Annotated in this window: 2 protein-coding genes; both read left to right on the forward strand. The window is 46.3% G+C overall.

Annotation, left to right across the window (positions count from 1 at the left end; genetic code table 11):
• The first annotated feature begins 42 nt into the window (after positions 1-42).
• Complete coding sequence (locus NSQ36_RS02045) at positions 43-10,173, forward strand: amino acid adenylation domain-containing protein (RefSeq protein ID WP_339206607.1); 10,131 nt, start codon at positions 43-45, stop codon at positions 10,171-10,173.
• Between the two features lie 13 nt (positions 10,174-10,186).
• Positions 10,187-18,382 carry an amino acid adenylation domain-containing protein gene (locus NSQ36_RS02050; protein WP_339206608.1) on the forward strand — a complete coding sequence of 2,732 codons (8,196 nt, stop codon included), beginning with the start codon at positions 10,187-10,189 and terminating at the stop codon, positions 18,380-18,382.

Consider the following 18,382-nt stretch of genomic DNA (forward strand, 5'->3'; position numbering starts at 1 on the left):
CACATTGGCAGCCCTGCCTGACAAAAAAGGGAAGGAACTCATATGAAACCATCAACCATTAATCAATCGAATGTACATGAATCAATGGATACGATTTTACAAGATGTACAGAAAACCATTTTACAAACCAACGAAATCGAACGCTTCGCTGTTTTTTCTCGTGAAAAAACCATTCGACCACGGCCATATCACCTCTCTCATTTATTTCTAGACCAACACATGGAGCAGGAGGCCGCAGCTGAATGGATACAAACGCAAATGGCTTCACCTGCTTTAGCGGACATGCCCCCAGCCATTTCCTATGGAGGGGATATAGATGTTCGTGCAGGAGCTCAAACCTTGCAGGACGCTCTAACTGAGGCAGCCAAAACAACAAATGGGCTGACTTATATCATCAATAGTGAAAACGAGCTCACGCAATCCTACGCGCAGTTAAAGGAGGATGCCGAGCGGGTGTTGACGGGTTTAAGGGCACTAGGGCTTGAGCCAGGAGATCCTGTGTTCTTTCAATTTTCATCGAATCATGCGATGGTCACGGCTTTTTGGGCATGTGTGTTAGGCGGATTTGTCCCAACACTTGTGTCGGCAGCCCCGACCTATCGGGAAATGAATGCCTCAGTGAAGAAGCTTCATCACGCTTGGGACCTGCTGGAGCATCCGCTCATTCTCACGGATGACTCGCTGATTGATGAGGTGCAAGGCTTGGCTTTACTGTGGCATACAGATCAATTACGTGTGGCAGCCGTTGAACCAATGCTTACTTTAGAAAGAGATCTAGAAGCACACCCAGTCACGCCCGATGATTCCGTCTTTTTTATCTTAACGTCTGGAAGTACGGGGATGCCCAAATGCGTAGAGCATTCTCATAGAAGTGTGCTGGCGAATGTCAAAGGAACAGTTGCAGCCAATGGGTTTACACAAGAGGATGTCTCGTTAGACTGGATGCCATTAGATCATATTGGCGGCATTGTCATGTTCCATCTTGTCAATGTGTACACAGGCTGTGAGCAAATTCGAGCAAGAACAGATGACTTCATCGCTCAGCCGCTGCGCTGGCTTGACTGGATGGACCGCTATCGTGCAACGAAGACATGGGCACCTAACTTCGCATTTGCGATGATCAATGATTATGAGAAAGAAATCTCTTCGGGATCGTGGGATCTTTCTGCTATGACTTGTATGATCAATGGGGCAGAAGCGGTTGTGCCGAAGACGATTCACCGGTTTTTACACCTGCTCGCACCGCACGGCTTAAAAGGAGACGTCATCAGACCAGCTTTCGGCATGTCAGAAATCTCATCAGCCGTTGTCTTCTCTTTTGCGATTGAGCGGGGAGATGAAAACAGCGGGGTTCTGACCTTTGAGGAAACATCGCTGACAGAGCAGCTAAGACCAGCAGAGGCACGCGAAACTGGAACCGTCAGCTTTACAGAGCTCGGGAAACCGATTCCGGGTATTACGATTCGTATCGTCAACCATGAGCATGAGCTTCTTCCTGAAGATCATATTGGCAGCGTGCAAATCAAAGGGCCGACGACAATGAAGGGCTATTACAAGAATGACGAAGCGAATGAAGAGGTTTTTCAAACAGAGGGCTGGTTCCACACGGGTGATTTAGGTTTTCTGCATGAAGGAAGGCTGACATTAACTGGCAGAGAAAAAGACATGATCATCATCAACGGGAAAAATTATCACAACTATGAAATTGAAGCCATGGCAGAGGAAGTACCCGGCGTAGAAACAAGCTTTGTGGCTGCTTGCTCCGTGCGAATGGAGGCATCTGCATCCGATGAACTGGTTCTCTTTTTTACACCGAAGCTGTATGAGCCTGCTTATATCATGAGGGCTAGCCAGCACATTAAAACCCATATTGCGACAAAAATGGGTCTTTATGCATCAAGGATTATTCCTGTCCAGAAGCATGCCTTTCCGAAAACAAGCTCTGGAAAAATAGAAAGGGCACAGCTCAAGACAAGGTGGCAGGAAGGAGAATTCGACGAAATCATTAAGGAACTGGACATCAGACTTGAAAATGAACATACCTTGCCTGATTGGAGTTATCAAAAGAAGTGGACACCCGCTCCGCTTCATGAAACGGAAAAGCAAACAGAAGGGGACATGGTGATCTTTGCAGATGAGTTAGGGCTGGCAGATCAATTGAAATTCCTCTCAAACCATGAACAAACCTATATCACGGTTGAACCGGGTCAAGCATTCACACAACTCACACCCACTCACTTCATCATCCACCCGAATCGGCCGTCAGACTACGAACAACTCTTTGAGACGCTCCGTTCGTATGGCGTTTCGGTGAAACAAATCATTCACCTTTGGAACTACACAAACAAGAAAGACACATTACAGGCGGAAATAGCGAAGGAAGCACAGAAAGCTGGCAGCATGAGTGCATTGTATGTAACAAAAGCGATCGCCGCCTATGAGGAACCTGTAGAGATGACCTTTGTCTCCGCTCATGCGATGAATTTGCCAGAAGACAAAGTACATCATGTGGAAAAAGCAACAACAGCGGGATTGATGACAGCTGTTCAGCATGAATGGCCGTTTATCAAGGTGCGATGTCTTGATTTTTCTCTCACAGAATCGGTTGGTCATTCTCATGTATCGGCGATCATGACAGAGCTCATCCATGGCACAAGTCAGCATGTCGCTGCTTATCGCGGAGGTGTTCGTTATATTCCTCTTATAGCGCCGCTTCATCTGGAAAGGGAACAAAAGAGGAAAAAACCGCCATTTGAATCATCCGGGCTTTACGTGATGACGGGCGGGCTTGGCGGAATAGGACGGATGCTAAGTGAACATCTTCTAACATCCTATCACGCGCATCTTGTGCTGCTTGGAAGAAAGGCACGAGAAGCTTTAAGTGCGGAGCAGCAAGACGTATTGACCTCACTTGAGAAACAAGCGGAAAAACGCGGCGGCACTGTTCATTATGAAGAAGTGGACTTGACGGATGCAAAAGCCCTTGAAGCCCTTATCTCGAGACAAGAGGTGGCTCATGGAAAAAGGCTGCATGGTGTGATTCATTTCGCTGGCATCATTCAAGAAGAGCTGCTTGCGGACATGTCGTCTGCGTCCTTACATGCGATGTACGAAGCAAAGGTATATGGCACGATTGCGCTTCATGAAGCGGCTTCTAAACGTCAGAATGTCTTATTTCTTTCTAGCTCATCAGCTCGAACGTTAAAGGGCGGGATGACCGTAGGCGCTTATTGCGCTGCCAATGAGTTCGTTGAACAATTTGCTCATTATCAGAGGCTGACATCTACCGTGAAGCCTTACTGCTTTAGCTTTAGCATGTGGGATGAGATCGGCATGAGCGAGGGTTCGATGATCAAAGGCATGTTAAAAGAAAGAGGCTATCTTCCGATTCCGAAGCGGGCGGGCTTGCAGACGATGCTGGCATGTTTGATGACAGATGCACCTCTCATTTATATGGGATTAGATCGGTCGAAGCAGGACATTCAAGAGATGCTCCATGCGAAGAGCCGAACAGAGAAAGCCGTATATGTCTTTTTCAAAACCGACAAAACAAAAGCCATTGAAGAACGGCTGTATCAGTCCATTTATACGTCTTTGCAGTCTCATCTATCTGGTGAATATTCCGTCCATCTATTTCCTGAGGAATATTGGAAAGAATCAGAGGATGGCATGCCGGATGAACCGTATTTTAAAGCACTCATTGAGGAAAGTGGCCAGGAAGCCGAGGACAGAGCGCCTCAAACGGAGACGGAGAAACATTTGGCAAGCATTTGGTCCGAACTGCTTGATGTCTCAAATATCAGCTGTGGTGATCATTTCTTTCTACTCGGGGGTCATTCGCTCAAGGCGACGCAAATGCTGTCTGCGGTGAGACAAAAAATGGGGTTTGATGTGCCTCTCGCTGTTCTTTTTGAGCATACGAGACTTGGGGAATTAGCGGCATGGATCGATTCGCATGCAAAAGTGGATGAAGCGGTACAGGTGCGGAAAATGGCAAAGGGGCAGAAGATTCCGATGTCCTATGCCCAGCAAAGACAGTGGTTTCTCTATCAATTACAGCCTGATCTGCCATTTTACAATAATACAATTTCCTTTCGGGTGAATGGATCTTTAGATGTGAAGGTGCTTCAGCGCAGTCTTCAGCAAATGGTGCAAAGGCATGAGGCGCTTAGAACTTCCTTTACCATGAGCGGCGATGAACCGGTGCAGATCATCCATGAGCATATGACCCTTCCAGAGCTTGAAGTGGTGGATCTATCAGATCTGACGTCACAGGAAGAAAAAGAACAAAAAGCGGCTGAGTGGGCAAAAAGAGAGGCAAGCACAGCTTTCCGCTTAGAGCATGATCCGCTCTTTCGGGTAAAAATGATTCGCCTGTCGGAAACAGATCATTTGCTGCTGATGTCCATTCACCACATTGTGTCAGATGGCTGGTCGGTTGGGATTGCCGCAAGAGAGCTGTCTGAATGGTATACAGCGATGATTGACAAGAGAGAGCCTGATCTTTCGCCGCTGCCAATACAATATGCGGATTACGCCCTATGGCAGAAGGAGTATTTGACTGGAGAGACGCTGCAAAAGCAGGTTTCCTATTGGAAGGAGCAATTTGCTGTTCCTGTAGAAGATTTGGTTTTGCCATATGACTACCCGCGGCCAGCCGTTCAATCCTACAAGGGAAAAACGAAAAAATACCACCTGTCGCAGTCGCTGTCTGAGCAGCTGGCAGCTCTTTCTAAAAAAACAGACAGCACCCTTTATATGACGTTACTGACTGCCTTTTCTACCTTGCTGCACCGTTTGTCTTCACAGGATGAGTTTGTGATTGGGTCAGTCATTGCTGGGAGAAATCGGACGGAGATGGAGCAGCTCATCGGATTTTTCGTCAATACGCTGGCACTTCGGATCGATCATAGCGGGAATCCTGCTTTCACTGACCTATTAGAACGGGTGAAAGAAACAACAATGGGCGCTTATGCGCATCAGGATGTGCCGTTTGAGATGGTCGTAGATGAGCTGAATATTGTACGTGAGGCTGGCAAACAGCCGCTGTTTCAGGTCATGTTCGTTTTGCAAAATCTGCCTCTTGAGGCTTCTCCGATGGGGGAGGCGACATCTGTTTTAGCCATTGAAGATAACGATACCGCCAAATTCGATCTATCCCTGTTTGTTTTTGAAGGAGCGGAGGGTCTTCAACTAAAACTGGAGTATGATGTGGACTTATTTTCTGACGATACGATGGACCGGTTCCTTCAGTACTACGAGCAGCTGCTTGAGCGTATTTGTGAAAATCCAGCACAGCCGATTAGACTAATGAATTACCTGCCAGAAAAAGAGAAGCATCAGCTGCTCTATGAATGGAGCGGCAAAACAGATCAGCCTGCAGGCCCGCTTCTCATCACTGAACGGTTTGAAGCGCAGGTGAGAAAGTCACCCGATGCCATCGCTCTCGAATTCGGGGAAGAGCAGTGGACGTATCGTGTGTTACAAGAGAAAGTCGACCGGCTTGCGGCTTCTCTGCAGCAGCGAGGTGTGACGCCGCATGAACCAGTAGGGCTGCTCATCGACAGGTCGCCTGAAATGATTCTTGGGGTGCTGGCGATTGTGAAAGCAGGAGGCGCCTATGTGCCAATTGATCCTGAATATCCAGATGCCCGCATTGATTATATGCTGAGGGATACAGGTATTCAGCTGTTACTGACAAAAAATAAATGGCTGAAAAAGGTGTCCATCAGTCAAACCGAACTCATTTGTCTTGATGAAGGATATGAAGAATTTTTATCAGAAGCAGAACTCATACCTGCTGCCTTAAAACCTGATGGACTCGCTTATATCAATTACACCTCAGGATCAACTGGACAGCCAAAAGGGGTATTGATCCCGCATCAAGCAGTCATCCGGCTTGTGTGTGAAACAGATTATGTCACCCTTGATGAACATACACGTATTTTACAAATCGCTAGCTTCTCCTTTGATGCCTTTACGTATGAAATATGGGGAGCCCTGCTAAACGGGGGAAGACTGATCCTGACCGATCGAAATACAGTTTTATCAATGGATACACTGGCTGATACACTGACATCATACAAGATCACAACAGGATTTCTGACGGTGCCGCTGTTCAACCGATTGACAGAAGAACATCCAGAAGCTTTATCTGGATTCGATGCATTATTGGTCGGTGGTGATGCGCTCTCAGCTGCTCATATCCGCAAGGCACTGCCGTATTTACCGGAAGGGCTTTTAAACGGCTATGGACCAACTGAGAATACGACGTTCTCCTGTGTGCATCACATTCGTTCATTAGACGAAGGGCAGACGACCGTTCCTATCGGTCAGCCAATTGCTTATTCACAAGCCTATGTATTAGACGACCAGCTGCAGCCGGTTCCGCAGGGTGTCATTGGAGAAATCTACGTTGGCGGAACAGGGCTGGCACTCGGCTACCTTGGAGATGAAGAAAAAACATCGCAATCATTTATCCCGCATCCTTTCCATAAAGGAGAGCGTTTATATAAAACAGGTGATATGGGCCGCTGGCTCCCAAATGGCATCATCGACTGCCTTGGAAGAATGGATCATCAAGTGAAAATACGCGGACATCGCGTCGAATGCGGAGAAATTGAAGCCGCTATGCTGAGTGTTGAAGACATCGTAGAATGTGCGGTTATTCCGCATCAGCACGAGAGTGGTCATAAGCGCCTGATCGGTTACTTTGTCCAAAAAGGTGAATGGACTCAGCAAGACCTTCGACGCAAGTTAAAAGATAGACTGCCAGATTATATGGTACCGAGCCTATTCATAGAGCTCGAGGAACTGCCGCTCACGCCAAACGGCAAGGTAGATCAAAAGCATCTCCCGCCGCCAGTGTGGAGACAGGAAGAAGCAGACAAACCAGCAGATCAGGCACTCAGTGAGGGAGAACGGGTGCTGGAAAAGGTGTGGACTCAGCTTCTTGGCACTCCTTCAATCGGTGTTCATGATAACTACTTTGAGCTTGGCGGAGATTCTATTATTGTCATACAAATGGTGGCACGCCTAGCACAGGAAGGCTACATCATACAGCCGAGAGATGTATTTGAAAAACAGACCATTTCACAGCTGGCACGCGCTATGAAAAAAGCAGATGTATCTGTGTCCTATGATCAATCACCTGTTACAGGAAATGTTCGTCTGCTTCCAATCCAATCTTGGTTCCTTGAACAATCGATGACAAACCAAGATTATTGGAATCTATCAGCGCATATTGAATTCAAGCAATCGATACAACCCGAGCAGTTAACACAAGTTCTTTCAAAGCTTGTCGATCATCACGATATGCTGAGAGCTATTTATACAAAAGCAGCAGACGGTACATGGATTCAAACCGTTCGTGCGCCTGGCATCATTCCTTGTGTCACTTTCTTTGATTTGACGGATGTTTCTCACGAGGAAGCACTAGAGCAAATCCGCATGGAGACAAGCGCTCGTCAAGGAACATTGTCATTAGAGCGGGGAGAAGTGATCAAAGCCATTCTTTTTCAGACAAGTGATCGTACGTCTGAACTCTTTATCGCAGCCCACCATCTTGTGATGGATGGAATATCGTGGCGCATCATACAGGAAGATGTATTAAATGGGTTAAAGCAGGCTGCGGCAGGGCAGGAGATCACGCTTGCAAAGAAAACCGCTTCCTATCAACAGTGGGCAGAGGCACTCTATGAATATGCACAAACCGATCAATTACAAGAGCAGGTTCCTTTTTGGGAAAAGATCATGAATCAAGAGGAAGAAGGTTCGCCTTTTCAACCACCTGCGCTTTTCAATATAGAAGAACATGCAGAGATCCTGACTGTTCAATTGACGAAGGATCAAACAGACATTTTACTAAGGCACGCATCACAAGCGTACCGAACAGAGGTCAACGATTTACTCCTGTCAGCACTTGCGCAAGCTGTTGGAAAGCCACTACTGATTACGTTAGAAGGGCATGGACGCGAGGATTTATTTGAACAGATGGATTTGTCACGGACAGTCGGCTGGTTTACAAGCTCTTATCCTATTTTTATTCCTTTTATTCAAACCGATGTTGAGAGACAAATTAAAGATGTCAAAGAAACCTTAAGAGCTGTGCCGCAAAAGGGGATCGGCTATGGCTTACTTCAATACATGACAGCATCTCGTTTACTTAAAACGGCAGCGCCGCAGGTGAGCTTTAATTACCTTGGACAATTAGATCAAATAGATGGTGAGGCAAATCTGTATATAGCAGATGAACGAAATGGACATGTACATGACCCAAAAGCAGAAAGACAGCATTTGATCGATGTGTACGGGTACGTTGTCAGTGGTCAGCTTCAGATGAATTTTATGATCAATTGTGAACTGCTTCAGGAGGAAGAGGTGCGTCAGTTACCTGAACGATTTAAAGAAAAAATGGAGGGCATTTTGACGCATTGTGTAGAGGCAAAAGGCGGCTTTACGCCATCTGATTTTCCAATGGTCCAGCTGACGCAAAAGCAAATAGATAAGCTTCCAGACAATGTGGTAGATGTGTATCCATTATCTCCGATGCAGCAAGGGATGCTGTTTCATGCACTGTTAGATCAAGCATCACAGGCGTATTTTGGTCAGGTGCATATGACACTCGAAGGCTTAACGGACGGCGAAGCCTATGAAAAAGCATGGAATCTGCTTGTGGAACGTCATTCGATTTTACGGACAAGATTTGCTTGGGAGGGGCTAAAGGAGCCTGTCCAATTGATTCAATCAGAAGGAAGCATTCACCTCACTCAGCACGATGTGCGCCACCTGAGTGAAATGGATCAGAAGAAAACCATTGAGCGTTATTTACAATCCGATCGTTCAAAGGATTTTGATTTGGAAAATACGGCTGAACCGCTCATTCGTATCGCTTTATTCCATCGTGACGAGAAAACTTGCACGTTTGTTTTTAGCTTTCATCATATTTTAATTGATGGCTGGAGCCTGTTCGGCTTGATTGAGGAATCCTTTTCAATGTATCGCTCGCTTGTGGATGAACGAGAGATGAACCTTCCTGCTGTGCGTCCATACAAAGATTTTATTGAGTGGCTGCAAAAGCAGGATCAAGAGAAGGCACAAGAGTTCTGGAAACATTACATGTCAGGAGTAGAGGAAGCCACACCACTTCCAGGAGACGGAGAGCAAGCCTCGGATGAAGGAGCAGGTATTGATCAAATTAGTATCAAACTGACGCCTGAAATGCAGCAGAAGCTGGACAAAATGACAGGGACACAGAAGGTCACGATGAGCACATTGATTCAGGCGGCATGGGGTCTGCTCTTGCACCTTCATTCAGGCTCAGAGGATGTCGTGTTCGGTGTCACAGTATCTGGCCGGCCGGCGGACTTACCAGAGGTTGAAAGCATGACAGGGCTCTTTATTAACACCTTGCCGCTTCGTTTGCCGATCACACCAGACAGGACCATTGCCGAACTGCTTACGCAGACGCAGGAAACGGTTTTTCACATGCGAGAATTCGAGTATACCGTACTCCCAGATATTCAGCAGATGACCCAAATTCCGAATGGAGAATCATTGTTTAACAGCATTGTCGTGTTTGAAAACTACCCGATTGAATCTGTAGAGCCGTATGGTGTACGGATCTTAGACATAGCTAGTCATGAAGAAACCAACTATGACCTGACCCTTGTGGCTGTCCCGGGAGATACGCTGGAGCTTCGGGTCACATACCGCTTCAATCAATATAAAGAAAAACAAATACAATCGCTGATGCAGCAGCTGGTCCATACACTTGAAGCCATGACAGAACAAGTGGAGACACCACTCTCTTCCTTCACGATCGTGACAAATAAAGAAAAAGAGCGGATGATCACCGATTGGGCGAAAAACGCACAAGTCAGCGTGCTGTACCCAGATCAAGAAGAGGTCTATTCAGTTATTCATGATCCTTCGTGTGAGACGGAAATCTATGTTCTGAGCGAAGAGCATCAGCTCATGCCGGTAGGATTTCCTGGAGATATTTTTATCGGTGCAAAGGATATCAAGGCACTTTGCGGAGAGCTTGCCGATTGGATGGAGACGCATAAAATTCCGCATCCATTCAAACATCAAACTGGCGAATACCTCTATCCGACAGGGGATGTCGGCGTTTGGACTGAAAAAAACAAGATTCAGATTTTGGATTGGGTGTAGGAGGAGAAGAACGATGTTAATGAGTAGAAGAAAAGGACATGCAGCAAATCATATCGTCAGAATCAACGGAAAACGAATCGATCTCAAAGCATTAGAACAGGTCGTGATGCTTCATTTTCCGTTAAAGGAATGTGCATTCATCCCGAAGAAAAATGAAGAAGGTAGCCTCTCGCTTGTGCTATTTGCACAGGCGAAGGACCCTTCGCTAGCAAGAGAGGATCTAATGACAGGCGCGCTTCACCCTGATGAAGTGCCAGCCGCTCTCGTCTTATTGCCTTCCTTGCCAAGGACAGAAAGTGGAGCGGTCGATACAGAAGCACTGCTTTCGATTGACATCATTGATGAAGAGAGTTTGAGAAAGATAGAAGATCGTACGAAAGCTATAGATGGAGTAGAGGAAGCGGCTGCTCTCATTGAAAGTCAGACAGAAAAACAAACGCCTTATCACCTAGATGATCTGTTTCCTAATCGGCAGCGTGCGCAAGGGAACGAATCGATCTCGAAGGATGAAGAGGGCGAAACAAAGCAAGCATCTTGTCATGAAAAGCCGCCTGCACTTGTGTATGGCGGGGATGTCATCAAAAAACCAGGCACACCTGTCACACTGACAGAGGTGTTGATTCGATCAGCCTTTATGTCACCTGACCGCGGGGTGACCTACATCAAAGAAGGCGGGTGCACGTTGACCCAATCCTATCCTGAGTTACTCACAAACGCAGAACGGGTTCTGTCTGGTTTAAGGAAAGCAGGCCTGACAAACGGCGATCAAGTGTTACTACAATTGAAAGATCATCAAGATTTCATCACTGCGTTTTGGGGCTGTATTCTCGGTGGTATCATTCCGACTCCGGTTTCTGTACCGCCTGTTTATGATGAAACGAATCAAGCTGTGAACAAGCTGAAAGGCGTGTTTCGGCTGCAAAATGAACCGTTTATTATGACGAATGAAGCAAGTGCTGAGGACATTGCTGGGCTGCGTGAGTCATTTGAGGCAAAAGACATACCTATTTTAACAATCGAAACATTGCTCTCGTGTGAACCTGATGAACAGCATTATGAGCCAGAGCCAGATGAGCCTGTGCTTCAGCTGCTCTCTTCAGGTAGTACGGGTGTGCCAAAGTGTATTCGTCACAACCATCAAAGTATTTTATCTCGAATCATCTCTTTTGAGCAGACAAATGGCTTTACGCATGAGGATGTGTCGCTTAACTGGATGCCGCTTGATCATGTAGGAGGCATTGTCATGTTTCATGTGCATGACGTCTACTTTGGCTGCCAGCAGATTAGTCCATCCATCGATCAATTTATCGAGCGGCCGATGGTGTGGCTGGATTGGGTAGAAACATACGGCGTCACAAGGACATGGGCACCGAATTTTGCTTTTGCGATGATGAATGAATATGAGGACGACATTCGCAAGGGGAGCTGGGATCTCTCCACACTGACTTATATCATGAATGCAGCCGAAGCGGTTGTGCCAAAAGTGACGCAGCGCTTCATGCATATGATGGGCCAGCACGGATTAAGCCGTCATGCGATGGTGCCGGCGTACGGCATGTCTGAAACATCCTCAGCCATTGTTCAATCAAAGAAATTCATGCGGCATGGTGATCAGGATGGACAGCTGACGATTGATCAGACTTCGTTAACAGGTGAAATTCAATACGTGGCGCAAGATCATCCGCACAAAATGACGTTTACCGAAGTCGGTGCACCGATTCCGTCTGTATGGATTCGGATTGTAGACGAGCATCATCATGTGCTGCCAGAAGATCAGGTCGGGCGCTTGCAGGTGAAGAGTCCGACGATTATGATGGGCTATCATCAAAATGAGGAAGCCAATCAAGAGGTATTTGCGGAAAATGGCTGGTTTCACACGGGGGATTTAGGATTTATCCACGAAGGGCGTCTTGTTCTAACAGGCCGGGAAAAGGATATCATTGTCATCAATGGAGCCAACTATTTGAATTACGAAATTGAAGCAGTTGTGGAAGAGGTGGACGGGGTGGAAGTCACCTTTGCCGCTGCGTACGGCATCTACAATCCCGAATCAAGCAACGACACGCTTGCCGTCTTCTTTGTCACACAAAAGGATTCGCTAGAGGAACAAATCACGATGATTCAGCAGATTAGAGAGGCCATCATTCGTAAAATTGGCATAGAGCCCGATCACATCATTCCAGTGAAAAAAGACCAATTTCCGAAAACAGAAAGTGGAAAGATCCAACGTGCTCAGTTAGGCGCGGCGCTAAAAGAAGGGATATTCCGTGACATTGAAAGGGCACTGGACCTTGCTTCTGAAAATGAACAAACACTGCCAGATTGGTTTTTCAAACGCACTTGGGTAAAGGAGCATATTGGTCCGTCTCAGCCTGCTGCTGATCATGTACTCGTTTTCGAGGATGAAAAAGGGCTTTACCAATCACTTTACGCCCATTTTGAAAAAAGAAATCAGCCCTATGTTTCTGTGAAAAAAGGACATGAATTTTTGCGTCTCTCCAAAGGGATGTACCAGATGAACCCGAGAATCAAGGGGGATTATGTCAGGCTCGTTGCAGCACTTGAAGCAGATGAATTAAAGACAGGGTGCATACTCCATTTGTGGAATGTGGCAGACAAAGAAGCCATTGTTGAGCCTGCGCAGTTCACAGAAATGCATGCGAGGTCCAATCAATCGATTTTGTACTTGTATCAAGCATGGAGGCAAGAAAACAAAGAGCCTGTCCGGCTTGTTGTGGTGACAAAGGGTGGTCAATTTGTAAGCCCTGAAGACGATCTTCATGTGGAGAAAACGTCGCTCGTTGGTTTATTAAAAACCATCCCGCAAGAATGGGAAGGAGCAGAGGTGTCCCATATTGATATTGAAGCGGAGCAAGTGGAGCAGGATGCAAAGCACATTGCTGATGAGCTGTCGGCGATTCATATAAAAGCAGAGGTAGCATACCGAAAAGGGCACAGGCTCGTACCAAAGCTGGAAAAAGTCAATATGATGAACGCACCTCAAACAGAAGGATTTTTAGAATATGAAGGACTTTATTTGCTGACCGGAGGACTCGGCGGTATTGGATTTGAACTGTCTAAGCAGATGCTCCAATTTGGCCTAAAGCTTGTATTGATTGGAAGGACTTCTTTGGAAGACAGCTTGGAAAAGAAAGAAGCGTTCTTACAGCTAAAAAGTCTCGGTGACGTTATCTATGTACAAGCGGATGTGACCGATTTAGCTGACATGGAGCGGGCGATTTACAAAGCAGAAAAACATTTTGGTCAAACCATCCGGGGTGTGCTGCATTTAGCCGGTGCTGGCAATGTATCAGAGCATTTTCAGCATACAGATAAGTATACATTGGCGCATACGTCAGAAGAGGATTTTACAAAGGAACTGTCAGGGAAAGCAGACGGAGCGTTTGTCCTGCAGGAAGCCTTCAAGCATGATCCGGCAGTACCACTCGTCTTTTTTGGATCAGTAAATGGCTTTTTTGGCGGTACAACATTCGGGGCTTACTCTGCGGCCAACAGCTTTTTAGATGGGCTTGCGCACACGCTCACCTTTCAAGAAGGAAGACGGGCGATCTCTTTAAACTTTAGTATGTGGGATAATCTCGGTTTGTCTAAGGGACATACCGGCGCAGCCCTTACCGTCCGCAAGGGATTTCAATTGATTGGAAAGAAGCAAGGTCTCCATTCATTATGTCTAGGTGCTCGGCTGAATGAAGCGCATCTATTTATCGGACTAGATGGAGCCAATCCAGAAATCGCAGCGTATCTTCAGCCAGCGCCAATACCGACTTTTGAGAAAAAGCTTTTTTACACAGTTCAGCCTGGCAAAGAAGTGCATGTGGAAGATATCGCAGGCGGAACAAAAGGTGACTGGGATATTCAGCAAGTACAGGAAATACCGAAAAAACTAGATGGCTCTATTGATCATGAAGCCGTTAAGCTTAATCATCACAAAAATGGACAACCCCTTGAAAAACAATTGCCAGAAACGAAAACAGAGCAAATGCTTGCTGCCATATGGGAGGACATTTTAGACGTTGATCGTGTGTACAAAGAGGATCAATTCTTTGACCTTGGCGGACATTCATTAAAGGCGACTCAAACCATTTCTCGGATCAATCATGAGTTTTCAATCAAGGCGCCTTTAAAAATATTATTTGAAAGCAAGCATCTGGCACATTTGGCGCAAATGGTTGATGACATCAAAGAGGCACCTGCTGTTCAGGAAGCCAATATTCCAAAGTTGGAAAAGCGAACAAGCTATGAACTGTCACATGCTCAGAAGCGTATTTGGTTCTTATCCACATTGGAAAAGAGCCATCATTACAATATATTAGGTGCTTGGAAGCTGACAGGACAACTGCACATTCAAGCGTTAACAAAAGCGATTGGTCTCTTAACGAAACGTCATGAAGCACTACGCGCAACTTTTCAATCGCTTGGTGGCAAGCCAGTTCAACTGATACGTGAAGACCTTCCGCCATCCGTCACTGTTGCGAACTTCTCATTATTTAATGAAAAAACAAGAACGAGAAGACTCAAGCAGCTTATTCAGCAAGAAGCGAACCGCATTTATGATTTAGAAAGAGGGCCTCTTGCGCAGTGGACGATTGTGGATATGGGCAATGAAGAATTTTATCTTCTTTGCGCGCAGCATCATATCATTTCAGATGCATGGTCGCTCAGTCTGCTCATTCAGGAGTTAGAAATGGCATATGACGGGCTGCTTGCAGATGAAGCGCCGCAACTCCCAGCGCTGGAAATTGAATGGACAGATTATGTCCATTGGGAAAATGAGCAAGTAATGCATCATCAAGTAGACCAAGCCTATTGGCTCGATCATTTACAAGGTGATCTTCCGGTGTTAGAGTTGCCGTTTGACCGTCCTCGCCCGCCAGTTCAAACATTTAACGGCGCTACAGAGCAAATCGTCTTGGAAGATACGCTTATCCGCCGTTTGCAGGCTTTGTCCAAGCAGCAGGGCACAACACTGTTCATGACGATGCTGTCAGCGTACTACGTCCTGCTTCACAAGCTGTCCGGACAGACAGATATCATCATTGGTTCGCCGATCGCAGGGCGAGGTGCCAAGCAATCAGAGAAGCTTGTTGGAATGTTTGTGAATACACTCGCGCTGAGACAGGATATCTCCACAGCAGATACGTTTGCTGATGTCATGGAAAACGTGAAGGAGATGACATTAAAAGCCTTCGAGCATCAGCGTTATCCATTTGATAAGCTTGTCGATGATCTTTCATTAGATAGAGATTTAAGTCGATCGCCTATTTTCCAAGTGGCGATGGGTTATGTAACAGATTCGCTCCATGTCAATCTCAAAGGGCTGACAAGTGAACATGTGATGGTTCATCATACAGTGTCTAAATTTGATCTCACCTTACATGTATTTGAACAGGGGGATCAGCTGTCGATCCATGTGGAATACAATACAGATTTATTTGATCAAGAGACCATTCATCGTTATATGAATTATTATCTTCATCTGCTAGATGGTATGACAGCTCAGCCTGAACGTACATTTTTTGATTATTGCTTAATGGACAAAGCGGAACAGGCTGCGATGATCATAGGGAAAAACCAAACGGCTACGCCATATCCAAAGCGCACCATTCAAGAGCTGTTTGAAGAACAGGTGCAGCGTGATCCGCACCGCATTGCCTTGTCTTATTTGGAAGAGCACATGACGTATCAAGAGTTGGATGAGAAGGCAACACAGCTTGCTGCTTACTTGCAATCAAAAGGAGTTGGACCAGGTTCACTTGTACCGATGCTTTTTGATCGTTCCTTTGACATGATTGTCTCAGTGCTAGGCATTGTCAAATCTGGTGCTGCATATGTTCCAATGTCACCAGAATATCCAGATGCGCGAATCCGCCTCATTGTTCGCGATACGCAAAGTGATGTGATCATCACTCAGTCTCATTTAATAGAGCGTCTAGTAGACTTTACAGGTACAAAGATTGAGATGGACAAGCCATTACCAGTAACAGATGCAGTGTATCAAAGAGAACAATCAATCATTGGAGAAGACCAGTTAGCCTATGTCAACTACACATCAGGCTCAACAGGTACACCAAAAGGCGTCATGCTCCCCCATGCAGGAGTTGTCCGTCTGGTTCGAAAAACAAACTATATAAAACTAGGTCCAGATGATAAGATGCTTCAGCTCTCAAACTATGCTTTTGATGCCTTTACATTTGAGTTGTGGGGCATGCTGCTGAATGGCGGTCAGCTCATTCTGATTCCGAAATATGCCGCACTGAATATGGATGAATTATCACGGCTGATCAAAGTGCATCAAGTGACAGCCAACTGTCTGCCAACCGCTTTATTCAATCGGCTGGTGGAGCACGATCCAAAAAGTGTAGCAGGCTACCGCACATTACTCGTTGGCGGAGAAGCGATGTCCAGTGAGCATGCACGAAAGGCACTGCCACATATGGAGGGTGTACTCATCAATGCTTACGGCCCAACAGAAAACACGACCTTAGCCACAACACATCAAGTCATGCACATGCCAGAGGAAGCAAGGTCAGTTCCGATTGGTGTCCCAGTATCGAATTCAACTGTTGTCATACTAGATGATGCGCTCAACCCAGTGCCAGCAGGCGTCAAAGGAGAAATTTACATCGGCGGCACAGGGCTGGCAAAAGGCTACCTTCATGATCCAGAGCGGACGCATGAACGGTTTATAGACAATCCATTCCCTGAACTAGGGGGAGACAGGCTGTATCGTTCAGGTGATCTAGGTACATGGCGTTCAGATGGCACCATTGAATATCTCGGCCGAAAAGACAACCTCGTGAAAATTAGAGGCTACCGGATTGAATGTGGAGAAATAGAGACAGCTCTCCTCAAGCATCCACAAGTAAAAGAATGTACAGTCATCGCCAAAACGTATGGCAGCTCAAAACGGCTGGCGGCCTACCTTGTCACAGACGGAGAGAATCCTGTTTCAGGCTGGAAAGCATTTTTACAGGAAAGCCTGCCAGGCTACATGATTCCAAGTTACTTTATTGTAATGGACGAAATGCCAGTCACAACAAACGGAAAGGTTGATCAAAAAGCACTGCCAGACCCAGCAGAAACGATCTCTCTTTCTCAAGGGGATGACAAACCAGTCACCGAAACACAGCAGCTGATTGTCACAGCTTTCAAGGACGTGCTTGGTGTCAAACAAGTAGGCATACATGACTCATTTTTTGATTTAGGCGGCGATTCAATTATGAGTATCCAAGCTGTTGCCAAATTAAAAGAACAGGGGATTCGTGTGGATCCAAAATGGATTTTCATGCATCCAGCGCCGGCTCAGCTAGCCGCACATGTGGACGCAATGCCAGAGGCCGGAGAGCACGTAGAAAGGTCTCCAAAGGACTACGTGATTGAGCTGAAAAAAGGCGATCCAGCCGTACCGAGGATTTTCTTTGCACCGCCTGCCGGTGGAACGGTGATGGGCTATATCGATGTGGCTAAGCTGATGACACATCAAGGCGCTGTGTACGCCTTGCAGTCTCCTGGCTTATATGAGGATGAAGAACCGCAATTCCTCCATTACACAGAGCTTGTGTCCATATTTGTTGAAGCCATTGAGACCTTCTATCGACCTGGTGTTGACTATCTAGCAGGGCATTCAATGGGCGGGCACCTTGCCTACGGAATGAATCAGCGGCTCTGCCATGCAGGAAAAGCGCCGAAAGGACTCATCATTTTAGATACCGTCCCTGTGTTAAGAGATGAGGCAGATCAGGCGCTCCATGCGGATATGAACGAAGAAGAAGTGAAAATGCTTGCGCTTGTCCTTGGAATGGGGAATCTTGTCGGCATCCAGCCAGAAGCATTACAAGGGCTGAGCTTCCAAGAAGTGAAGCAAAAAATACTCAAAGAGGCAGAAAAGGATGAAGTGGTTCATCAATTTATGAATGATCAGTATTTAGATAAATATTTGCAAATGCAAACGCATAATACAATCATGTCACAAGCCATTGAATTAGAAAAAGAACCATTCGATGTGCCGTTTTATATTGTACAAAGCAGTGATCACGCCATTGATTTTCAGAAGAAGTTCTCAGACTGGGAGGCTTATACGAAAGGATCATGCTCGTATTATCACATCAAAGGAGACCATGTCACCATGATGAAAAGGCCGCAGGCAGATGAACTGGCACGGATTCTTCAAACGATGATAAAGGGGTAA

It is taken from the genome of Bacillus sp. FSL W8-1143, from assembly GCF_037965155.1.
GTDB lineage: Bacteria > Bacillota > Bacilli > Bacillales > Bacillaceae > Bacillus > Bacillus pumilus.